Source organism: Microbacterium karelineae, assembly GCF_009745985.1.
GTDB lineage: Bacteria > Actinomycetota > Actinomycetes > Actinomycetales > Microbacteriaceae > Microbacterium > Microbacterium karelineae.
Window position 1 is genome coordinate 360,931 of record NZ_WFIX01000190.1, and the last position, 21,635, is coordinate 382,565.

The 21,635-nt window shown below is 68.9% G+C and carries 20 protein-coding genes, 2 tRNA genes and 1 pseudogene; 19 read left to right on the forward strand and 4 right to left on the reverse strand.

What is annotated here, in order from left to right:
• Positions 1-31: 31 nt before the first annotated feature.
• Together gyrA and GB932_RS14815 are read left to right on the forward strand one after the other, a co-directional pair.
• Positions 32-2,593 (forward strand): DNA gyrase subunit A, encoded by a 2,562-nt coding sequence (gene gyrA, locus GB932_RS14810; RefSeq protein ID WP_156761456.1) that lies wholly within the window; start codon positions 32-34, stop codon positions 2,591-2,593.
• Positions 2,590-2,994, forward strand: a complete 405-nt coding sequence (locus GB932_RS14815) for a DUF3566 domain-containing protein (RefSeq protein ID WP_156761457.1) — start codon at positions 2,590-2,592, stop codon at positions 2,992-2,994. The genes gyrA and GB932_RS14815 overlap by 4 nt, the downstream gene beginning before the upstream one ends.
• Before the next feature lie 127 nt (positions 2,995-3,121).
• On the opposite strand, the gene GB932_RS19515 is transcribed toward GB932_RS14815, so the two are convergent.
• Together GB932_RS19515 and GB932_RS19520 are read right to left on the reverse strand one after the other, a co-directional pair.
• On the reverse strand, positions 3,122-3,406 hold the full coding sequence (locus GB932_RS19515) for an endonuclease domain-containing protein (protein WP_231916229.1): 285 nt from the start codon (positions 3,404-3,406) through the stop codon (positions 3,122-3,124).
• Between the two features lie 24 nt (positions 3,407-3,430).
• On the reverse strand, positions 3,431-3,946 hold the full coding sequence (locus tag GB932_RS19520) for a type IV toxin-antitoxin system AbiEi family antitoxin domain-containing protein (protein WP_231916230.1): 516 nt from the start codon (positions 3,944-3,946) through the stop codon (positions 3,431-3,433).
• A gap of 293 nt (positions 3,947-4,239) precedes the next feature.
• Between GB932_RS19520 and GB932_RS14825 the strand changes: the two genes are divergently transcribed.
• From GB932_RS14825 to GB932_RS14840, 4 genes are all read left to right on the forward strand, one after another.
• Positions 4,240-4,313, forward strand: a tRNA-Ile gene (locus tag GB932_RS14825).
• 14 nt (positions 4,314-4,327) lie between these two features.
• Positions 4,328-4,400: transfer RNA gene (locus GB932_RS14830), tRNA-Ala, on the forward strand.
• Between the two features lie 169 nt (positions 4,401-4,569).
• Positions 4,570-5,577, forward strand: a complete 1,008-nt coding sequence (locus GB932_RS14835) for a hypothetical protein (RefSeq protein ID WP_156761458.1) — start codon at positions 4,570-4,572, stop codon at positions 5,575-5,577.
• A 22-nt stretch (positions 5,578-5,599) separates the two neighbouring features.
• Positions 5,600-6,736, forward strand: coding sequence for a YhaZ family DNA alkylation repair protein (locus tag GB932_RS14840; RefSeq protein WP_197517507.1), 1,137 nt, complete (start codon positions 5,600-5,602; stop codon positions 6,734-6,736).
• Between the two features lie 23 nt (positions 6,737-6,759).
• Here the strand turns inward: GB932_RS14840 and GB932_RS14845 are convergent, their stop codons facing one another.
• The gene (locus tag GB932_RS14845) at positions 6,760-7,566 is read right to left on the reverse strand and encodes a DeoR/GlpR family DNA-binding transcription regulator (protein ID WP_156761459.1); all 807 of its coding nucleotides are present in this window, start codon (positions 7,564-7,566) and stop codon (positions 6,760-6,762) included.
• A gap of 172 nt (positions 7,567-7,738) precedes the next feature.
• On the opposite strand from GB932_RS14845, the gene GB932_RS14850 reads away from it, so the two are divergent.
• The 13 genes and pseudogenes from GB932_RS14850 to GB932_RS14905 all read left to right on the forward strand — a co-directional run bounded on the left by GB932_RS14850 (position 7,739) and on the right by GB932_RS14905 (position 19,140).
• Positions 7,739-9,004 (forward strand): ABC transporter substrate-binding protein, encoded by a 1,266-nt coding sequence (locus tag GB932_RS14850; protein WP_156761460.1) that lies wholly within the window; start codon positions 7,739-7,741, stop codon positions 9,002-9,004.
• Complete coding sequence (locus GB932_RS14855; RefSeq protein WP_156761461.1) at positions 9,004-9,942, forward strand: carbohydrate ABC transporter permease; 939 nt, start codon at positions 9,004-9,006, stop codon at positions 9,940-9,942. Before GB932_RS14850 ends, GB932_RS14855 begins: the two co-directional genes overlap by 1 nt.
• The gene (locus GB932_RS14860; RefSeq protein ID WP_231916232.1) at positions 9,942-10,850 is read left to right on the forward strand and encodes a carbohydrate ABC transporter permease; all 909 of its coding nucleotides are present in this window, start codon (positions 9,942-9,944) and stop codon (positions 10,848-10,850) included. The genes GB932_RS14855 and GB932_RS14860 overlap by 1 nt, the downstream gene beginning before the upstream one ends.
• A gap of 33 nt (positions 10,851-10,883) precedes the next feature.
• Positions 10,884-11,789 (forward strand): ketose-bisphosphate aldolase, encoded by a 906-nt coding sequence (locus tag GB932_RS14865; RefSeq protein ID WP_156761462.1) that lies wholly within the window; start codon positions 10,884-10,886, stop codon positions 11,787-11,789.
• Between the two features lie 17 nt (positions 11,790-11,806).
• On the forward strand, positions 11,807-13,009 hold the full coding sequence (locus tag GB932_RS14870; RefSeq protein ID WP_156761463.1) for an ADP-dependent glucokinase/phosphofructokinase: 1,203 nt from the start codon (positions 11,807-11,809) through the stop codon (positions 13,007-13,009).
• 5 nt (positions 13,010-13,014) lie between these two features.
• Positions 13,015-14,004, forward strand: a complete 990-nt coding sequence (locus tag GB932_RS14875; RefSeq protein ID WP_156761781.1) for a class I mannose-6-phosphate isomerase — start codon at positions 13,015-13,017, stop codon at positions 14,002-14,004.
• Between the two features lie 142 nt (positions 14,005-14,146).
• Positions 14,147-15,247 (forward strand): N-acetyltransferase DgcN family protein, encoded by a 1,101-nt coding sequence (locus GB932_RS14880; RefSeq protein ID WP_156761464.1) that lies wholly within the window; start codon positions 14,147-14,149, stop codon positions 15,245-15,247.
• 58 nt (positions 15,248-15,305) lie between these two features.
• Entirely contained in the window at positions 15,306-16,304 is a 999-nt protein-coding gene (locus GB932_RS14885; protein WP_156761465.1) for an ABC transporter substrate-binding protein, read from the forward strand.
• Positions 16,305-16,310: 6 nt separating this feature from the next.
• Positions 16,311-17,228 carry an ABC transporter permease gene (locus GB932_RS14890; protein WP_156761466.1) on the forward strand — a complete coding sequence of 306 codons (918 nt, stop codon included), beginning with the start codon at positions 16,311-16,313 and terminating at the stop codon, positions 17,226-17,228.
• 2 nt (positions 17,229-17,230) lie between these two features.
• Positions 17,231-18,022: an ABC transporter ATP-binding protein gene (locus GB932_RS14895; protein ID WP_156761782.1), complete on the forward strand. Its 792-nt coding sequence runs from the start codon at positions 17,231-17,233 to the stop codon at positions 18,020-18,022.
• 42 nt (positions 18,023-18,064) lie between these two features.
• Positions 18,065-18,217, forward strand: a pseudogene (locus GB932_RS20715) (helix-turn-helix domain-containing protein); the annotation flags it as partial.
• 15 nt (positions 18,218-18,232) lie between these two features.
• Entirely contained in the window at positions 18,233-18,637 is a 405-nt protein-coding gene (locus GB932_RS14900) for a hypothetical protein (protein WP_231916233.1), read from the forward strand.
• The gene (locus tag GB932_RS14905) at positions 18,634-19,140 is read left to right on the forward strand and encodes a hypothetical protein (RefSeq protein WP_156761468.1); all 507 of its coding nucleotides are present in this window, start codon (positions 18,634-18,636) and stop codon (positions 19,138-19,140) included. The genes GB932_RS14900 and GB932_RS14905 overlap by 4 nt, the downstream gene beginning before the upstream one ends.
• On the opposite strand, the gene GB932_RS14910 is transcribed toward GB932_RS14905, so the two are convergent.
• A complete protein-coding gene (locus GB932_RS14910) occupies positions 19,133-21,628 on the reverse strand; it encodes an excinuclease ABC subunit UvrA (RefSeq protein ID WP_156761469.1) in 2,496 nt (831 codons plus the stop codon). The two genes, GB932_RS14905 and GB932_RS14910, sit on opposite strands and share 8 nt — an antisense overlap.
• Between the last annotated feature and the right edge of the window lie 7 nt (positions 21,629-21,635).

Below are 21,635 nucleotides of genomic sequence, written 5' to 3' on the forward strand. Positions count from 1 at the left end.
TCGACGACGGACTTCGAAGAGAGACTGACTGATGAGCGACGCAGACCTTCCCGGCGGCGAACAGCGCCCCGACCCCAACGCGGGCCACAACCACGGCAGGATCGACCAGGTCGACCTGCAGTCCGAGATGCAGCGCAGCTATCTCGACTATGCGATGAGCGTGATCATCGGCCGCGCGCTGCCCGATGTGCGCGACGGGCTCAAGCCCGTGCATCGCCGCGTGATCTACGGCATGTACGACGGCGGCTACCGCCCGGACAAGTCGTTCTCGAAGTGCACGCGCGTCGTCGGCGAGGTGATGGGTCAGTACCACCCGCACGGCGACAGCGCGATCTACGACACCCTCGTGCGCCTCGTGCAGCCGTGGGCGCTGCGCTATCCGCTCGCGCAGGGCCAGGGCAACTTCGGCACGCCCGGCAACCAGGGGGCGGCCGCCCCGCGATACACCGAGACGAAGATGGCCTCGCTCGCGCTCGAGATGGTGCGCGACATCGAGGAAGAGACCGTCGACTTCGAGGACAACTACGACGGGCGCACACAGGAGCCGACCGTGCTCCCCGCGCGGTTCCCGAACCTGCTCGTCAACGGATCCGTCGGCATCGCCGTCGGCATGGCGACGAACATCCCGCCGCACAACCTGCACGAGGTCGCGAAGGGCGCGCTCTGGGCGCTCGAGCACCCCGAGCTCCCCCGCGAGGAGCTGCTCGGCGGCCTCATGCAGCGGATCCCAGGCCCCGACTTCCCGACGGGCGCGCAGATCCTCGGCAACAAGGGCATCCACGAGGCGTACCGCACGGGGCGCGGTTCCATCACGATGCGCGCCGTCGTGAACGTCGAGGAGATCCAGGGGCGCACCTGTCTCGTCGTCACGGAGCTGCCGTACCAGGTCAATCCCGACAACCTCGCCGTGAAGATCGGCGAGCTCGCGCGCGAGGGGCGCGTGACGGGCATCGCCGACATCCGCGACGAGACCTCAGGCCGCACGGGCCAGCGCCTCGTCGTCGTGCTCAAGCGCGACGCCGTCGCGAAGGTCGTGCTGAACAACCTCTACAAGCACACCGACCTGCAGACGAACTTCGGCGCGAACATGCTCGCGATCGTCGACGGCGTGCCCCGCACGCTGCCGCTCGACCGCTTCATCTCGCTGTGGATCACCCACCAGCTCGAGGTCATCGTCCGCCGCACGCAGTTCCGCCTCCGCAAGGCGGAGGAGCGCATGCACATCCTGCGCGGCTACCTCAAGGCGCTCGACGCGCTCGATGAGGTCATCGCCCTGATCCGCCGCTCCTCGACCGTCGACGACGCGCGCGAGGGGCTGAAGGCGCTCCTCGAGATCGACGATCTGCAGGCCGACGCGATCCTCGCGATGCAGCTGCGCCGACTCGCCGCCCTGGAGCGCCAGAAGATCATCGACGAGGCCGACGAGCTCGAGGCGAAGATCGCCGACTTCAAGGAGATCATCGCGAGCGACGAGCGTCAGCGCGCGATCGTGAAAACCGAGCTCACGGCGATCGACGACAAGTTCGGCGACGACCGGCGCACCGAGATCCTCCCGGGATTCGACGGCGATGTGTCGATCGAGGACCTCATCGCGGAGGAGGAGGTCGTCGTCACGATCACCCGCGAGGGCTACGTCAAGCGCACCCGCAGCGACCTGTACCGCAGCCAGCACCGCGGCGGCAAGGGCGTGCGCGGCGCGCAGCTGCGCGCGGACGACGTCGTCGAGCACTTCTTCGTCACGACGACGCACCACTGGATCCTGTTCTTCACGACGGCCGGCCGCGTCTACCGCGTGAAGGCATACGAGCTGCCGGAGGCCGGTCGCGACGCGAAGGGCCTGCATGTCGCGAACCTGCTCGCGATGCAGCCGGATGAGCAGATCGCCGAGGTCATCGAGCTGAAGACCTACGACGACAGCGAGTTCCTCGTTCTCGCGACCCGCAACGGCCTCGTGAAGAAGACCCGCCTGACCGAGTACGACTCGAACCGCCAGGGCGGCATCATCGCGATCAACCTGCGCGACGGCGACGAGCTCGTCGACGCGATGCTCGTGAACGCTGACGACCACCTCCTGCTCATCAGCCGCAAGGGCATGTCGCTGCAGTTCCCCGCAGCCGACGACTCGCTGCGGCCCATGGGACGCTCGACCTCGGGCGTGAAGGGCATGTCGTTCCGCGACGGGGACGAGCTGCTGAGCGCCTCGGTCGCCCGCCCCGACACCTTCGTCTTCACCGTCACAGACGGCGGCTGGGCGAAGCGCACGGCGATCGCCGAGTACCGCCAGCAGGGTCGAGGCGGCCTCGGCATCAAGGTCGCCCGCCTGCACGACGAGCGCGGTGAGCTCGCCGGCGGGCTCGTCGTCCAGGAGGACGACGAGGTTCTCGTCGTGCTCGCCAAGGGCAAGGTGGTACGCTCGGCCGTTGCCGAGGTGCCCTCGAAGGGCCGTGACACGATGGGAGTCGTGTTCGCTCGCCCCGACAAGGGAGACCACATCCTGACGATCGCCCGTAACAGCGAGCGCGGACTGGGTGAGGACGAGGCCACGGAATCGGCAGAAGAATCTGCTCCCGAGACCCCCGAAGGTGACGAATGAGCACGGTAGCTGACAAGCTCGCGAAGAAGTCCGCGCAGAAGACCTCGTCGAAGCAGGTGCGTCTGCGCCTCGTCTACATCGACTTCTGGTCGGCGGTGAAGCTGTCGTTCCTCGTCGCGATCGCCGTCGCGATCGTCACGCTGGTGTCGTTCCTGCTGATGTTCCTCGTGATCCAGTCGACGGGGCTCATCGGACAGGTCGACGAGTTCATCGGCAGCTTCAGCGATGGACGCTTCTCGATCGAGGCGGCCGTCGGCCTGCCGCAGGTGTTCGCCTTCGGATCCGTCGTCGCGATCCTCAACCTCATCGTCGTCACGGTGATGGGCGCGGTCGCGGCCGGCATCTACAACATGTGCGTGAAGATCACGGGCGGCCTGCTCGTCGGCTTCACCTCGAACTGATCTGACTGAGGTGCCCCGGGGCCACGGCCCCGGGGCACCTTCGCGTGCGCTGCGTCGGAGAAATCCCCACGATCGGGGATCCTGGTCGTGAGGAGCCGATGATGTGGATTTCTCCGACGCTGTGCGGTCATGCGGCGAGATGCAGGCCCTGGGCGATCGCGGAGAGGATGAGATCCTGCACCATGGGCCAGTCGTCGATCACCTGGCGGTAGCCGACGCGAATCACGTGATAGCCCATCAGGCGCAGGACCGCGTCATGCTCGTTGTCGGACATGCGCTGCGCATCGACGTGGTGCCCGCCGTCGATCTGCAGAACGAGCCTGTCGCCGATCGGCAGATCGACGCGGTGGCCCCCGATCCACACCTGTTGGCGCAGCGGCAGCTTCAGCCATCGCAGGCGCGGAATCACCACCGATTCGAGTCCCGAGTCGGAGAATCACCGCATCTCGGTCATGATCCGCCGGGCCTGCGGGCCGAACGGGAGCCGCTTCACGATGTCGCGGTCGATGAGCTCCTTCCGTGCGGCCGACTCCCACACGACGAGCGCCTTCTCGTAGGGCTGGCAGGCGGCGGCGTAGCCGAGCGCGTTCACGATGCTGTCCTCGAGAGCATGCCGCGGGCGCGGGGCGACGGGCTGGCCCCAGTGGACGTGGGCCGCCGTCTCGGCGAGGACGCGCCCGTTGGACGGGGCCGCGACGTGCGGATCCGACGAGCCGAAGGTCCACAGCCCGGCACGCTCCGCTCGCGTCACGCACGTGATCGTCACGCCGAGCGTGGCCGCGCGCTGCAGCATGGGATCCGCGCCAGGGAGCGCGACCCAGCCACGCCGCAGCCGTACGACGGTACCGGCTGCGAGGGCGCGGCGCAGGTCGTGGCGGGTGACGCCCGCGTCGCGGAGGTCGTCGGTCGCGGCGACGCCGTGCCGGGCTTTGAGTTCACGGAAGAGCCTCATGCACGGCACTGTCACAGATCCGCGCGGCGCACGTGCGCCGCAGAACCCCGAAAGTGGAACAACTTGGCGAAGTCCGCGCCTGTGGACACGCTGATCCGCCGGTCCTGCGGCGTTCCCGCGCCGCTCCGTCGGAGATCTCCCCTGGATCGGGATCCTCGGCCTGAGGATCCGATGCTGTTGATTTCTCCGATGCTGTGCGCGTGCGCCACGCCCGGGGTGCGCGGACGAATTGGAGCGGCGCACGCGCGTCATGTATGCTCTTGCAGGTTGGCAGGTCATCCTGCTGGTGTCACGGGGCTATAGCTCAGGCGGTTAGAGCGCTTCACTGATAATGAAGAGGTCCCAGGTTCAAGTCCTGGTAGCCCCACTCCACCTCCTCGCGGGGCCTTAGCTCAGTTGGTAGAGCGCCTGCTTTGCAAGCAGGATGTCAGGAGTTCGAATCTCCTAGGCTCCACATCTTCACCTCCCCGATGCGCTCGACCGGGAGACCGTACGTGGATCTGCGTTGGCTCTCAGCCTCGGAACACGAGATCGCGGAAGCGATCCAGCGGTACCGGCTCCGCTCGCGACCGCGCTGGGTGCCGACGAGACGCCAGGTGCTCGTGCATGTCAATCATTGTCTGATGCTCTGGTATCTCTGCATCGTGCTGATGGTCCTCGGCGTTCGCATCGACACCCTGCAGGACAACCGCATCGAAGCGCGGGACATCAGGGACATGGCGGTGTGCGCTGCCGTCTTCGCGGTCTGGGTCGTCGCCGCCGTCTGGCTCCGACGGTGGTCGGAGAGGCCGCCATCATCCCGGGCACGGATTCGACAGGGGCGACAGATGCTCACTGCCTTCGCCAATGGCTTCGCCTCTCAGCCCCGGCGGGGTGCCGCGTTCTCCTCGCTGATCACGGCGGAGCAGCACGCTCACTGCTTCCCGCGCTTCGTCGCAGAGGGTGTCGAGTTCGGCAATGTCGGATTCCGGAGGCGATCGCGTTCGGGATCCTGGCAGTACATCGCGTTCCGTCTGCCCGTGCCGCTCCCGCACATGCTGCTCGACTCCACAGAGAGCGGGAGTCTCGCTCCGATGCTGCCGGTGCACGTGGGCAGGCACCAGGAGCTCTCGCTTGAGGGAGACTTCGATCGCTGGTTCCAGATGTACGCGCCCGCCGGCTACGGGCGGGATGCGCTGTTCGTGCTCACCCCGGATGTCATGGCGGTCCTGATCGATCACGCGCATGGGTTCAGCATGGAGATCGTCGGGGAACGGGTGGTGTTCTTCCGGCCTGGAGCGGCCGACTACTCGAATCCTGATCCGTGGAACGTCGTGGCGGAGATCGCCGAAGCAGTCATGGATCCGTTCCTGCGCAATACGTCGCGCTACCGCGACGCACGCATTCCTGAGCAGAACGTCTCCCCGACCATGGAGACGGTGCGAGCAGCCCTCGCAGCACCCGGTGGGCGGTGGGCCGAGCCGTTCCCTCGGATCGCAGACGACGGTGCTCGGCTTGACCTGGAAGACCGTCGCACGGGCGTGTGGTGGATGCTCGGCGCGATCGGATGGGGAGCAGCGCTCATGGCCCTCTATATGGTGCCCGCAGCCTTCGCCTTCGCAGGATTCATGTCGATCGCCGACGGCAGATGAGACCGCCGCATAGGGTGATCTCGTGCCGAATCCCGTCGCGACGCGCGAACCGCTGAAGGATCAGCTCTTCAATGCTGCGAAGGTGGCGGTGGTCGCCGCCGAGATCCGCGGTGTGCACGCCGCCTTCGACGCGGACGACTTCACCGACGCGGTGGTCGCGCGGCTGCCCGAGCTCGAACTGAAGCAGCGCATCAGCTGGATCGCGGGGTGCCTGCGCGAGCGGCTCCCCGAGGGCTTCGCCGACGCCGTGCGTATCCTCGTCGACGCGCTGCCCGCGCCGGCGGATCCGGGCCTCGGCGATGGCGACTTCGGCGACTTCATCTACGCGCCGTACGGCGAGTTCGTCGCCGCGTACGGCTGCGACGAGCAGCACCTCGGCCGCTCGTTGGAGGCGCTGCGGCAGATCACGACGAGGTTCTCGGCCGAGTATGCGATCCGACCGTTCCTCAACCGGTTCCCCGATGAGACGTATCGGGTTCTCGAGGAATGGAGCCGCGATGAGCACTACCACGTGCGCCGTCTCTGTTCGGAGGGGACGAGGCCGCGCCTGCCCTGGGGCCAGAGGGTCACCACGGATCCGCTGCGCGCGGTCGCGCTCCTCGACGAGCTGCACGCGGATCCGACGCGCTTCGTGACCAGGTCGGTCGCCAACCATGTCAACGATCTGTCGAAAACGGATCCCGATCTCGCGCTCGACACGCTCCGGCGCTGGCAGCGGGCGCAGCGACAGGATCCACGCGAGCTGGCGTTCATCGTCCGGCATGCGACGCGCTCGCTGGTGAAGGCGGGGCACGTCGGCGCGATGGAGCTGATCGGCATCGCGCCAGGGCAGAGCATCGAGCTCGTCGAACTCGAGGTGCCCGCGTCGGTGCGCCTCGGACAGAGCCTCGATCTCCGCGTGCGGATCCACTCGCTGCACGACGCCGAGGCGATCGTCGACTTCGCGATGCATTCGCCGCGCGCCGACGGCCGCCTGAGCCGAAAGGTGTTCAAGCTGGGCCGCGTCGCGCTGCCGGCGGGCGAGACGGTGACGCTGACGAAGTCGCATGCGCTGCGGCGGAACATGACGACCCGCACGATCCGCCCCGGCACCCACGGGCTGGAGATCGTCGTGAACGGGTACGGCCACCCCGTGCGGGAGTTCGACGTCAGCGAGTGACGGGGGTCCACGCGACGGCGCGGTCAGCTCGGCGCGATGACCTCCACCTCAGCCGCCGCAAGCGCGTCGGCCAGAGCGCCCACCGGGGGCGCGTCGGTGATGAGGGCATCTGCCTTGTCGAGGGCCCCGATGCGGGCGAAGAGCCGGTGGTCGAACTTGGAGGAGTCGGCGAGGATGAACGTGCGTCGGGCGTGATCGATCATCTCCGACATCATGCCGGCGTCGGCGAGATTGCTCGCGCTGTATCCCGCCTCGTCGACGGCGCCGACGGCGATGAATGCGACGTCCGCCGAGACATCGAGATCGGGACCGCCCGGTGCCGGCCGGAAGCTCACGGGCCCCGTCGTCGCCTGGGTGATCGTACGGACGGACCCGCCGAAGACGAAGAGCTCGCGCAGCGAGGCCTGTGAGAGCTCCCCGGGGAGCACGAGGCTGTTCGTCGCGATCGTCAGGTCGCGCTTGTCCTTGAGATGCCGCGCGAGTGCGAGGGTCGTCGTTCCCGAGTTGATGATGGCGACGGATCCATCGGGGAGCTGCGCAGCCGCGAGCTCGCCGATGGTCTCCTTCTCGTGCGCGCGCACGCGCATGCGAACCGAGAGTCCTTCGTCAGGCGGGGCCCCCTGGTCGGTGCTGACGGCGCCGCCATGGGTGCGGATGAGCTTCGCGTCGGCGTCGAGCTGGTCGAGGTCACGCCGGACGGTGTCGATCGACACCTCGAAGTGCTCGGCGAGCTCTCCGACGGTGACGTGGCCGCGCGCGGTGACGTAGGCGAGCAGCTCCGCCTTCCTCCCCGCGGGCAGGCGCCGAACGCGTGGCTTCTCGGTGTCCATGTGCCCATCCTATGCATGAGAACCGTTCTCAAACAGCAGGAAGCGGCAAAAAAGAGCAATATTCGCTTGAAAACAGCACAGGCATGCAGCTAGTCTCGCATCACGCATCGAAAAGCGGTGAAAAGCCGTAGATAACGGCACGTTCAGGAACGTTCGGGCAAAGGAGCTCAACATGAAGAACACGCGGAAGTCGCTCATCGGCCTCGCCCTCGTCGGCACGGCCGGGCTCGTCCTCGCCGGATGCTCGAGCGACGGCGGGGGTGCGGGCGGAGAGGTCACGATCGAGTTCGCGCAGTGGTGGGAGCCGGAGCTGCCCAGCGGCGAGCTGCGCGCGCTCGTCGACGAATTCGAAGAGGCGAACCCCGGCATCACCGTCGAGCTCCTCAGCGGCCCCTACAGCTCGACGCGCGAACAGCTGTTCGCCGGAGCGGCGTCGGGCACGATGTCGGACGTCGTCGGCCTCGACGGGGCATGGGTGAACGACTTCGCGCGCCAGGGAGCGATCGCCGACCTCTCCGACCTGATGTCGAGCGCCGGCTACGACGACAGCCAGCTCGCCTCGCAGGTGCAGGTCGACGGTTCGACCTACATGATCCCGGCGGCCAACTTCGTCTACCCGCTCTACACGAACGACGACCTGCTGGCAGGGGCGGGCGTGGATGCACCCCCGACCGATCGCACCGAGTTCGCCGACGCCGCGCGCGCCATCACCGAGAGCGGAGACGCGTACGGCACCGCGATGCCGCTCTCGCTCGAGTCGCCGAGCGGCGTCCAGAACCAGGTGATGTCGTGGGTGTGGGCGTCGGGCGGATCCATGCTCGCTGACGGCCAGCCCGACCTCACGAACGACGAGGTGACGAGCGCGATCGAGTACTTCGACGAGCTCTACCAGGACGGCGTCTTCGCGCCCGGCGCGTTCACGATGCGCGAGCAGGACATGGTGGAGGAGTTCACCAACGGTCGCGTCGGCATGATGGTCGACTCGCTCGCGCACCTCACGCTGATCCGCGAGGCGAACCCGGACCTGAGCTTCTCGATCAGCGCGCTCCCCGCGGAGGACGGCTACGAGGGCGAGAGGGGCATCCCCTACGCCTCGTGGGGCGTCGGCGTCTCGGAGTCATCCGAGCACAAGGACGAGGCGTGGGCGCTCGTGGAGTTCCTGATGAGCGAGGACGGCAACGCCAAGCTGTCGTCGATGGCGGGCGCCTTCCCGGGCAACGTCGATGCGGAGCCCGACTTCATCGACGACGACCCCATCTACCAGGAGGCGTTCGACATCTACCAGCAGGGCTACCCGGCGAACGAGTTCACGGGCCTGCCGGTCGCGGAGGAGCTGATGCGTCAGTTCGACACCGAGTTCCAGCGGATGCTGGACGGCGACATCGCGGTCGACGAGATGCTCCAGACGGTGCAGGACAGCTGGATGCAGGAGTTCTGATGCCGACCGTCGCAGAGCGGCCGGCGGCGCAGCTACGCGGCACCGGGCGGACGCCGCGATCGTCGGCCCGTCTGTCGCGCCGCGCCGAACCCTATGGCTACATCGCGCCGACGGTCATCCTGATCGGGCTCCTGCTCGTCATCCCCATCTCGGTGGTGGTCTGGTACTCACTGTTCGACAACGCGGTGACCGACAAGAGCCCGGAGTTCGTCGGCATCGACAACTACGCCGAGCTGCTCTCGGACGGCGGGTTCTACAAGGCGCTCGTGAACACGCTGGTCTTCACGGTCACGAGCGTCGCGGCGCACCTCGTGCTGGGCCTCGCCTTCGCGCTCCTGCTCAACTCACAGCTCATCGGGCGCGTGAGCCTGGCGATCTACCGCGCGATCTACGTGCTGCCGTGGCTGTTCACGGTCGCGATCATCGCGGTGCTGTGGCGGCTCATCCTCAGCCCGAACGGGATCGTCAACTACCTGCTGAGCTTCTTCGGGGGCGAACAGATCGAGTGGCTGGCGAGCCCGACGCTCGCGCTGGGCGCCGTGACCTTCATCAACATCTGGGCGGGCTATCCCTTCTTCATGGTCAGCCTGCTGGCCGGGCTGCAGGGCGTGCCGGCCGACCTCTACGAGGCGGCCCGCGTCGACGGTGCCGGCGCCTGGCGCCGATTCACCGCCGTGACGCTGCCGCAGATCCGGCCCGTGATCATCAGCATGTCTCTGCTCGATCTGATCTGGACATCGCAGCAGTTCGCGCTGATCTGGATGACGACGGGCGGCGGCCCCGTCGATGCGACGGAGCTCGTCAGCACCTTCACGTACAAGCTCGCGTTCACACGCTACGAGTTCGGCCTCGCGTCGGCGAGCGCGGTGATCGTGCTGCTGCTGTCGATGATCCTCGCCGTGCTCTATGTCCGCCATCTGCGTCGAGAGGGGAAGTGATGATGGCCTCGAATGCGCCCTCCGCAACCCAGCTGATCGTCACGAAGCACCGTGTCCCGCGCCGACCCGTCTCGAGCCGGACGCGGCGCGCATGGGCCAGATCCGGCACGATCGCCGGCCTGGTGCTCGGTGCGCTCTTCGCGGGGCTGCCGATCCTGTGGATGCTCTCGAGCTCGTTCAAGTCGAACACCCAGATCTTCGAGTCACCGCCGAGGCTGATCACCGAGGCGTTCAGCTTCGACGCGTACGTCGCGATATTCACGGATCCCGAGAAGGTGCGCTTCTTCGTCAACAGCTATGTCGTGGCGCTGAGCGTCGTGGCATGCACGCTGGTCGTCGCGATCCTGACCGCGTATGCGTTCAGCCACTTCGACTTCCGGTTCAAGGGCGTCCTGAACGTCGTGATCGTGAGCGTGCAGGCGGTTCCGCCCATCACCCTTCTGATCCCCTATTTCGGGCTCGTCGTCGTGCTCGGGCTCTACAACACCTATCCGGGCCTGATCCTGACCTATCTCGTGTTCACGCTGCCCTACGCGATCATCATGATGACCGCGTACTTCAACAGCCTCCCGCGGGAGTTGGACGAGGCGGTGCGCATGGACGGCGGCGGCAGCTGGACGGCCCTCTGGAAGGTTCTCGTGCCGGTCGCGACGCCCGGCATCGTGTCGGTCGGCATGTACACGTTCATGCTCGCGTGGAACGAGTACCTCTTCGCCCTGACGCTCACCAGGACCGTCGACATGCGCACCGTGCCGATCGGCATCCAGCTGCTGATGGGCCAGCACTCGTACGAGTGGAACCAGATGATGGCGATGAGCGTCGTCGGATCGGTCCCCGTTCTCATCCTCTTCCTGTTCTTCCAGCGCTTCTTCATCGGCGGCCTGACGGCCGGATCCGTGAAGAGCTGACCCTCGATCCGTCATCCCAAAGGAGACATCCGCATGCTCATTTCCGGCAAGGACCTGCTCGCCGTCGCCCACGCCCACGATTTCGCGATCCCCGCGTTCAACGTGGCGGACTATCACATGTTCAACGCGCTCGTGGAGATCAGCGAGGAGAAGAACTCGCCGCTGATCGTCGCGATCCACCCGAACGAGATCAGCCTGCTCGGCTTCGACGTCATCCACGCGATCCGCAATCGTCTGCACCGCTCGCCGATCCCCGCGATCATCCACTGGGATCACGGGGCGTCGCACGATCAGATGGTCGCGGCGATCCAGGGCGGGTTCACGTCGGTCATGCTCGACGCGTCAGCCGAGCCCTTCGACGTGAACGTCGCGATGACGCGCCGCGCGGTCGACACCGCACACGCCGTCAATGTGTCGGTGGAGGGTGAGCTGGGCACGATCGGCAAGATGGAGACCGCCGATGGCGGCATCATCTTCACGAATCCCGATGACGCGGTGACCTTCGTCGAGCAGACGCGGGTCGACAGCCTCGCGGTGGCCATCGGCACGCGCCATGGCATCTATCCGTCCGACATCCAGCCCGAGCTGAAGCTCGACCTGCTCCGCGAGATCAAGGCGGCCGTCGGCATCCCGCTCGTGCTGCACGGCGGATCCAACAACCCGGACCACGAGATCGAGGAGGCCGCGCGCAGCGGCGTGAACAAAATCAACATCTCGAGCGACATCAAGGTCGCCTATCACCAGGCGCTCCGCGGGGTGCTGAAGGATGAGAGCCTGCGCGAGCCTGACGGGATCCAGCCTCCGGCGCTCGAAGCGATGAAGCAGACGGCGGCGCAGAAGATCGATCTGTTCGGGGCGACGGGCAAGGCGACGCTCTACTCGCCGCTTCCGGCGACGACGCCCGATCTGTTCGCGACGGGTCACGGCGAGACCTACTGAGCGACGAGGAGCACATCATGCGGGTTCTGCTGGGAATGCAGGGCACGGTCGACTTCGTGATCGACTGGCGACCGGTCGAGATCGAGCGCGTTGCGAGGGAGTTCCGCATCACGGCGGTCGAGCTCGACTCGCCGGCCGCGATCACGGGCGAACGGTCGCTCTTCGTCGCGCTGCTCCAGCATTTCGCCGAGGGGCGCGGCGGGGAGCGGTTCGTTCCGTCTTCCGATGTGGTGAAGGATCTGGCGAAGCGGTTCCGCACCGAGGTGACGCTGGGCGGGACGTGCGTGCGGGCCGCCCTCCTGCTGCGCAGCCTCGGGGTGCCCTCCCTCCTCCACCTGGTGAGCGAGGATGCGCACTCCCGGCGCCTGCTGCCGGACGACTGCGCCTACATCACGAGCGCGACCGAGGACACGCTGGATCCGCACCTCATCGTGCAGTACGCGCAGGGTGACAGCGTCACGATCGACGGGCGGCGGCTCACGGCGCCGTCGGCGAATCGCGTGATCATCGCCAATGATCCGCCCGCGAGCATGCTGCGGCTGTCGCCGCGGCTCGCGGAGGAGGTGGCGCGCGCCGACCTGTTCCTCGTCTCGGGTTTCAATACGATCCAGGACCCGCGGGTGCTGCAGGAGCGCCTGGCGCAGATGCAGGAGGTGCTCGCGCAGAGGGCTGAGGGGTCGACCGTCGTGTACGAGGACGCGGGGTTCCACGATCCGCAGTACGCACCCGTGGTGTCCCATGCGCTCGGTCCGCTCGTCGACGTGCTCAGCATGAACGAGGACGAGCTGCAGGTGCGCATCGGTCGCGAGATCGACCTGCGGGACGTCGGACAGGTGGCGCGCGCGATCGCGGAGCTGCGGGAGATGATCCCGGATCCGACTCTCGTCGTGCACACGCGGTTCTGGTCGGTCGCGGTCGGGGATCGGGCGGAGGAGTTCGCCGGCGCTGTGGATATGGGGAACGCGTCGGCTGGCGCGCGGTTCCTGCGCGGCGACGGCATCACGGCCGACGATATCCGCGAGGTGGCCGACGGCGCGCGACAGACCGAGATCGTGCCGCTCGCACGCGATCTCGAAGATCAATTGGGCTCCGGCGCACGCTGCCTCGCCGCATTCGACGTGCGACCGCGGGTGCCGACGACGATCGGGCTGGGCGACACGTTCGTCGGGGGATTCCTCGCCGAGATCGCCCTTCGGGCATCGGCGGAGGCGGCCGCGTGACCGAGATGGTGGCGCTGCCGTCGAACCGACCGAGCGCGCGATTCTATCGAGGCGGCCAGCGCATCAGCGCGTTCCGGGGCGAACCGCGGGGCACGGGATCGCACGAACCCGAGGATTGGATCGCGTCCGTCACGAGCGTCGCCGGAGAAGGCGACAAGGGGAGGAGCAGGCTGCCGGATGGGCGATTCCTCGCCGACGCGGTCGCGGATGATCCGGGCGCGTGGCTCGGAGACGACCACACGGCGGCGTTCGGCGCCGACACCAAGCTGCTGGTGAAGCTCCTCGACGCCGGGCAGCGACTGCCCGTTCACGCGCACCCGGATGCGAGGTTCGCGCGTGAGCGCCTCGGTCACCGCCACGGCAAGGCCGAGGCCTGGTGGATCCTGTCGCCGGGAGTCGTCCATGTGGGCCTGGCCGAGCGGGTGACAGCGGAGGACCTGCGCGCGCTCGTCGAGACCCAGCGCACCGACGAGATGCTGGCGCTGCTCCATGAGGTGAGAGTCGAGGCCGGCGACGTCGTCTTCGTGCCGCCCGGCACCCTGCACGCGATCGGAGAGGGGATCCTGCTGCTGGAGGCGCAGGAACCCGAAGACCTGTCGATCCTGCTCGAGTGGAACGGCTTCGACATCGACGGTCGCGAGGCGGGCCACCTCGGCGTCGGGTTCGAGACCGCTCTCGGAGCGGTCGACCTCACCGTGAGGTCGCGCGCAGAGATCGACGCGCTCATCCGTCGCCCGGCGCGCGGGGAGAGCTCCCTGCCGGAGCAGGCCCTCGAGTGGTTCCGATTCGATCGCGTGGCCGTCGAGGGTCGGGCGACGATCGCCCAGGGCTTCGCGATCCTCGTCGTCGCGGACGGCGCGGCGACGCTGGCGCCGTCGTGCGGTGCGTCACTCGAGGCGCGGCGCGGCGCCACGATCCTCCTCCCGCACGCCGCCGGCGAGGTGGTGGACACGGGTGCGGCCGAGTTGATCGTCGCCCGCCCGCCGGCTCCGTGACGACCCCGGCCTGCGCACATGTGCCCCTGATACGGTCGTCAGGTCGGCATCTTGCCGGCGTCAGAGAAGACTTCTCGTCTGCCGATCCGCCTCCGGGCTCTCCGTGATCCGTCGCCTCCTCTGTGTGACCGCGAGGAGTTCGATGAACGCTCATCTTCCGACCCAGCCGACCGCGATCGTCTACTGCGAGGGCCAGTTCGGCGCGCAGGACGGCAAGACCGCCAACGGCCTCGTCCGGCATTCCGAGAAGTACGAGATCCTCAGCGTGATCGACAGCACCCGCGCGGGCACCGACGCGGGGGAGTTCCTCGACGGCACCCGCAACGGGATCCCCGTGCTCGCGGATCTCACGGACGCGATCGCCCACGCGGGCCGCGTCCCCGACTACCTCATCTGCGGCGTCGCGCCCGCCGACGGCCTGCTGTCCGAGGCGCAGCGCGTCGTGCTGCTCGACGGCATCGCCCGCGGCATGCACATCATCAACGGCCTGCACGAGTTCCTCGCCGACGACGTCGAGTTCGCCGCCGCGAGCCTTCTCGCCGGCGTCACCATCACCGACATCCGGCGCCCCCGCGAGACGAAGGACCTGCACCTCTTCTCGGGCCGGATCACGGGCGTCACGTGCCCGCGCATCGCGGTGCTCGGCACGGACGGCGCGATCGGCAAGCGCACGACGGCGACGCTCGTCGTGCGGGCGCTCGTCGACCGCGGGATCCGCGCCGTCATGGTCGGCACGGGCCAGACGACGATCATCCAGGGCGGCCGCTACGGCGTCGCCCTCGACGCGCTCGTGCCCCAGTTCTGCTCCGGCGAGGTCGAGAATCAGGTCGTCGCAGCGTTCGAGGGCGAGGATCCCGACATCATCATCGTCGAGGGGCAGGGCGCGCTGAGCCACCCCGCCTACCTCACCTCGGCGCACATCCTGCGGGGCAGCCGGCCCGAGGGCGTCATCGTGCAGCACGCGCCCCGCCGCCGCGTGCTCGGCGACTTCCCCATGGTGGCCATGCCGACGCTCGAGAGCGAGATCGCCCTCATCGAGGCCTTCGCCGCGACGCAGGTGATCGGCGTGACCGTCAACCACGAGGGCATGACGGACATCGAGATCGACGACGCGATCGACGACATCGAGCTCGCGCACGGCGTGCCGGCGACGGATCCGCTCACGCGCCCCCTCGACCGCCTCGTCGACATGGTGCTGCAGGCGTTCCCCGCGCTCGCCGACCGCCGAGCCGCGCTGGCGTAGTCCGAGCGGGTACCATTCACAGGTCACACCCGCCCGACGCATGCCACAAGGACGTCACATGTCTCAGCCCCGTTCCCGCTTCCTCGCCGCGGTCGGCATCGGCGCCGCCGCACTGCTCGCCCTCGCCGCCTGCTCGTCGCCGGACGACGGCGGATCCGGGGCGGAGCCCGCCGGTGACCAGGCGTCGATCGGCATGCTGCAGTTCGTGCAGCACCCCGCGCTCGACGCGGCGACGGAGGGCTTCAAGGAGGCCCTCGCGGACGCGGGCGTCGAGGCCGACTACGACGACCAGAACGCGCAGGGCGAGGTGGCCAACACCAACACGATCGCGACGACGTTCGCGAGCGCCGGACACGACCTCGTCTTCACGGTCGCGACGCCGGCCGCGCAGGCCGCGGCGCAGTCGATCGTCGACACCCCCGTGCTCTTCACCGCCGTCACCGACGCCGAGGCCGCCGGTCTCGTCGACTCGAACGAGGCGCCCGGTGCCAACGTCACGGGCACGAGCGACCTCAATCCGGTCGCGGATCAGCTGGCGCTGCTCGCCGAGATCGCCCCCGACGCCGAGTCGGTCGGCGTCGTCTACAGCTCGGGCGAGGTGAATTCCGAGGTGCAGGTCGAGCTCGCCAAGGAGGCCGCGGCGGAGCTGGGCCTCACGATCGAGGAGGCCACGGTCTCGAACTCGGCCGAGGTGCAGCAGGCGACGCAGTCGCTCGGCGACGTGGACGCGATCTACGTGCCCACCGACAACACGGTCGTCTCGGGCATCGCCGCGCTCATCCAGGTCGCCGAGCAGAACGGGATCCCCGTCGTCAGCGGCGACGCCGGCCCCGTCGAGAGCGGCGCGATCGCGACGATCGGCATCGACTACGGCAAGCTCGGCTACCAGACCGGCGAGATGGCCGCCGCGATCCTGCAGGACGGCGCGGATCCCGCCGAGATGCCCGTCGAGACGTCGAATGACGTCGAGCTGATCATCAACCCGGCCGCGGCCGAGCGGATGGGCGTGGAGCTTCCCGCGTCCGTCACGGACCGCGCCGACCGCGTCATCGAGTAGCGGCGCATGATCGGAGCGGTCGAGCTCGGCCTCCTCTACGGGGTCATGGCGCTGGGCGTGTACCTGACGTTCCGTGTGCTGAGGTTCCCCGATCTCACGGTCGACGGCAGCTTCACGACGGGCGCGGCGGTGGCCGCAGCCATGATCACGGCGGGCCAGAACCCCGTGCTGGCGACCCTCGCGGGCGGCGGCGTCGGCCTCATCGCAGGGCTGGTGACGGGTCTGCTGCACACGAAGGGGAAGATCGACGGGCTGCTCGCGGGCATCCTCACGATGATCGCCCTCTGGTCGGTGAACCTGCGCATCATGGGCGGCGCGAACGTGCCGCTGCTGCGCGAGGAGACGCTCATGACGCCTCTGCGCGACGCGCACCTGCTCGGCCGCACGTGGGTCGGCGTGCTCATCTTCTTCGCGGCCGTGTTCGTTCTCAAGCTCATCGTCGACTGGTTCCTCTCGACCGATCTCGGCCTCGCGATCCAGGCGACCGGCAACAACAAGCAGATGATCGGCAGCCTCGGCGCCGACACGGATCGCACCACGATCCTCACGCTCGCCCTCTCGAACGGCCTCGTCGGGCTCTGCGGCGCGCTCGTCGCGCAGTACCAGGGCTTCTCCGACATCAGCATGGGCATCGGCCTGATCCTCGTGGGCCTCGCCTCGGTGATCCTCGGCCAGGCGGTGCTCGGCCAGCGGTTCATCTTCCTCGCGAGCCTCGCCGTCGTCGTCGGCGCCGTCATCTACCGCGTGATCATCTTCGCCGCCCTGCAGGTGGGCCTGGATCCGAACGACATGAAGGCGATCACGGCGGCGCTCGTCGTCGTGGCCCTGCTGCTGCCCCGCTGGGGCTTCCTCAAGCGGGTCCCGTCCTGGCGAGACCTGCGCGGCGGGCGGGCGCCCGCCCGAGCCGAGATGAAGGGGGCGTGACGATGCTCACGATCGACGGCGTCAGCAAGACCTTCTTCCCCGGATCCGTGAACGAGCGCCGCGCGCTCGCCGGCGTCGATCTGCGCCTCGACGAGGGCGACTTCGTGACGGTCATCGGCTCGAACGGAGCCGGGAAGTCGACCCTGCTCAACGCGGTCGCGGGCCGGATCCCCGTCGACGCGGGGCGCATCGACATCGACGGCACGACGGTCAACAGGCTGAAGGAGCACCGCCGCGCGCAGTTCGTGGGGCGCGTCTTCCAGGATCCGATGGCGGGCACGGCGCCGGACCTCACGATCGAGCAGAACCTCTCGCTCGCGCTGCTGCGCGGGAAGCCGCGCGGGCTGCGGCGCGGCGTGACGAAGGCGCGGCGAGAGCGCTTCGCCGAGGAGCTGGCGTCGCTCGAGCTCGGCCTGGAGAACCGCCTGAAGGCGAAGGTCGGGCTGCTGTCGGGTGGTCAGCGGCAGGCGCTGTCGCTGCTGATGGCCGGCTTCACGCACCCGCGGATCCTGCTGCTCGACGAGCACACGGCGGCTCTGGATCCGCAGCGCGCGGCCCTTGTGACCGGCCTCACGGGCCGCATCGTCGACCAGGGCGGGCTCACCACGCTCATGGTCACGCACAACATGGAGCAGGCGCTCGCCCTCGGCAACCGGCTCATCATGATGCACGAGGGGCGGATCGTGTTCGAGGCCGACGCGGCGGTCAAGCGCACGCTCACGGTCGAGGCTCTCCTGGCGGAGTTCGGCAAGATCAAGGGGGCGAGCTTCGACGACCGGGCGATGCTCGGCTGAAGGGATGTCCAGAATAGGGCGAATTCGCCCTATCATGGATCTATGGTGAGCAGGCAGTTGGCGCAGCTTCGCCGTCGCCGAGGGCTTCCGGCGACGGAGCTCAGTGCGCGTACGGGGATCGACACGAGCGCGATCTACGCGTTCGAGCGCGGTCGACGTGACCCGCGTGCTGCGACGCTGCAGTCCTGGGCGCGAGGTCTGGACGCGCGCGTGATCGTCGTCAGCACGCACGGCCTGCCCACGGCGGCGGATACTGCGGAACTGATCCGGGGCTATGTGTCGGCGGGGGATCAGAATGCCGCGACGGAGACGCTCCTGCAGTTCACGCACAATCTTCGAGTCAGCGACCCGCTGACGGTCGCGGCGCTCACGATCGACGAACCGTCCGACGCCGGCGCGGGGTGGGCGTGGAGCATCGCCGGAATCGTCGAACTGGAGTGCGAGCGGGTCGGGGTCCCCATCCCGGAATGGGTTGCAGAGACGGTCGGTGACCCGGAGGCGCGGTGGACCCCGTGGGCGCCCGAGCTGAACGAGCTGGTGGACGTGACGCGAGTTCCGGATGCCCTCCGTCGCCGTGGAGTGCTGATCGAAGCCGGTGAACTGGAATCGGCATGACGCAGGATGACCGCTTTCGACCGCAGGCACCATCGGCGCGACTGACTCGCGACGAGTTGGAGGTCGGACTGCGCGACATCGTGACGCGCCTTCACGCACGCGGTCAGACGGCCGATATCCGAATCGTCGGCGGCGCGGCGATCGCCCTGTGGCACAACGCGACGCGCGGGGCGACGCAGGACATCGACGCCGTTCTCTCTCCGGTCGACATCATTCTCGACGTTGCGAGCCAAGTCGCTGCGGAGCACGGGTGGCCAGACGACTGGGTGAACGATAAGGCGCACATCTTCCTCCCCAGCGGGTTGGGAGCGCGGGGCGAGGAGTGGGTCCCGGCCTACTCGCGCGATGGTGTGACGGTCTGGGTCGCGTCCACAGACATGCTGATCGCCATGAAACTGCACGCGGCGCAGCGGCGGGGCCGCCGTGAATACGAGGACCACCGCCACTCATATGACCCATATCGACCACTCCAGCCGGTGGAGCGGTCGATACGGGTCACCTGATCGAGACGGGATCCGACCCGAAGCGCGCCGCCAGCACGCGTGACGTTGCGCCGATCCCCGCCGCGGCGATCTCGCGCGGGTGGCCCTCCGCGACCACACGGCCGCCGTCGGGGCCCGCGCCGGGGCCGAGGTCGATGAGCCAGTCGGACGCTGCGGCGAGCTCCATGTTGTGGTCGGCCATGAGGATCGTGTCGCCCTCGTCGACGATCTGCCGGAACAGGGCGCCGAGCACGCGCGCATCGGTCGGGTGCAGGCCGTTCGCGGGCTCGTCGAGGACGAACAGGGCACGCTCGCGCCGCTTCCGCGCCCGGAGGGCAGCGGCGAGCCGGAGCCGCTGGGCCTCGCCGCCCGAGAGGGTGGACGACGACTGGCCGAGCAGCAGCCCGCCGAGGCCGACGCGCTGCAGCGCCTCGAAGTGGCCCGCCGCCCGCAGCGGCTCGGCGAATCGGGTCGCCGCGGCGTCGATCGACAGGTCCAGCACGTCGGCGATCGTCAGGCCGTCGACCGTGATCTCGAGGGTGTCGGCATCGAATCGTCGGCCCTCGCACTCGGGGCACGTGCCGTGCGAGGAGGGCAGGTGCACGAGGTCGATCGTGATCGCCCCGAGCCCCTCGCAGCGCGGGCAGCGGCCCTTCGCGGTGTTGAACGAGAACCGCGACGCCGTGTAGCCGCGCTCCTGCGCCTGCGGCGTCTTCGCGAACAGCGCGCGGATCCGGTCGAAGATGCCGAGATACGTGCCGATGACGGATCGCGGCGACCGGCCGATCATGCTCTGGTCGAAGCTGACGACGCGGTCGAAGGCGTCGAGGCCCGTCGCGGACGCGCGGGCGAGCCCCTCCCGCTCGCGCGCGCTCGCGAGGGCGTGGGGCGCGTCGTCGTCGAGGAGGGCGGCGGCGCCGGATCCGCGCACGAGCGAGGCGACCGATCGCAGGAGGGAGCTCTTGCCGGATCCCGAGACGCCCGTGACCGTCGTCAGGCCTCCGACGGGGAACGAGGCCGTGACGTCGGCGAGCGTGTTCGCCGCGAGGCGCTCGCAGCGCGCCCACGAATCGAACGCGCGCGGATCCCGCCACGGGGATCCGACGGGCTCGTTGCGCAGCCGCGCGCCCGTGGATCCGTCGCCCGAGAGGGCGTCGTCGACCGGGCCGGCGTACATCACCCGCCCTCCCCGCGCCCCGCCGCCGGGCCCGAGCTCGATGACCCAGTCGCAGCGCCGCACGAGCTCCATGTCGTGCTCGACGAGGATCACCGTGTTGCCCGCGTCGCGCAGGCGCGCGATGTGCGCGAAGAGGTGGTCGGTGTCGTCGGGGTGCAGGCCGGTCGAGAGCTCGTCGAACACGTAGACCATGCCGTGCAGGCCGCTGTGGAGGTGGGCGGCGAGGCGCAGGCGCTGCAGCTCGCCGGGGGAGAGCGTCGCGGCGGATCGGCGGGGAGCGAGGTAGCCGACGCCGAGCTCGTCGATCACCGAGGTGCGCTTGTCGAGCTCGTCGAGGAGGACGTGCGCGGCGTCGCTTTCCGCGGATCCCGGATCCGCGCCGCGCGCCGACAGGGCGCCGCGGAGGAATCGCGCGAGGTCCGCGAGGCTGCGCCCCTGGGCCTGGGCGATGCTCTCACCGCCGATCGTCACGCCGAGCGCCGCGCGGGCGATGCGGGATCCGCCGCACTCGGGGCACGGTTCGTCGGTGAGGAAGCCCTCGGTGCGCTCGCGCACGGCGGCGCTGCTCGTCGTCACGAGGGTGTCGAGCAGGTAGCGGCGGGCGCTGCGGAACGTGCCCTTGTATCCGCGGGGGATCCGCTCGCGCAGCGTCTCGGGGTCGACGGTCACCTCGGGCGTCTCGTCGGTGGTCAGCAGCCAGTCGCGGGTCGCGGCGGGCAGGGCGTGCCATGGCGCGTCGACGTCGATCCCGAGCGTCTCGGCGATGTGGGTGAAGTTGCGCCCCAGCCAGCCGCCGGGCCATGCGGCGATCGCGCCCTCGCGGATCGTGAGCGCCTCGTCGGGCGTCGCGGCGGGCAGGTCGATCTCGTGGATCCGCCCCGTCGCCGCGCACGCGGGGCAGGCGCCCTCGACGGTGTTGGGCGAGAACGCCGACGCGAGGAGTCGCCCCTGCCCCGCGGGGTAGGTGCCCATGCGCGAGAACAGCACGCGCAGCAGATCCGACACCTGCGACAGGGTGCCGACGGTCGAGCTGTCGGGCGGCGTCGAGACGAGCTGCTTCACGGCGATGGCGGCGGGCAGCCCCGTGATGCGGTCGACCTGCGGGGCGGCGACGGATCCGAGCAGGTGGCGCGTGAACGGCGAGACCGACTCGAGGTACCGGCGCTGCGCCTCGGCGTAGATCGTGTCGAACGCGAGCGACGACTTGCCGGATCCGGAGACGCCGCAGATCGCCACGAGCCGGCCGTGCGGGATCGACACGGTGATGTCGGCGAGGTTGTGCTCGCGGGCCCCGACGACGGTGAGCTCGGTGGCGGGGCGCAGCGGATCCATCCCCGCC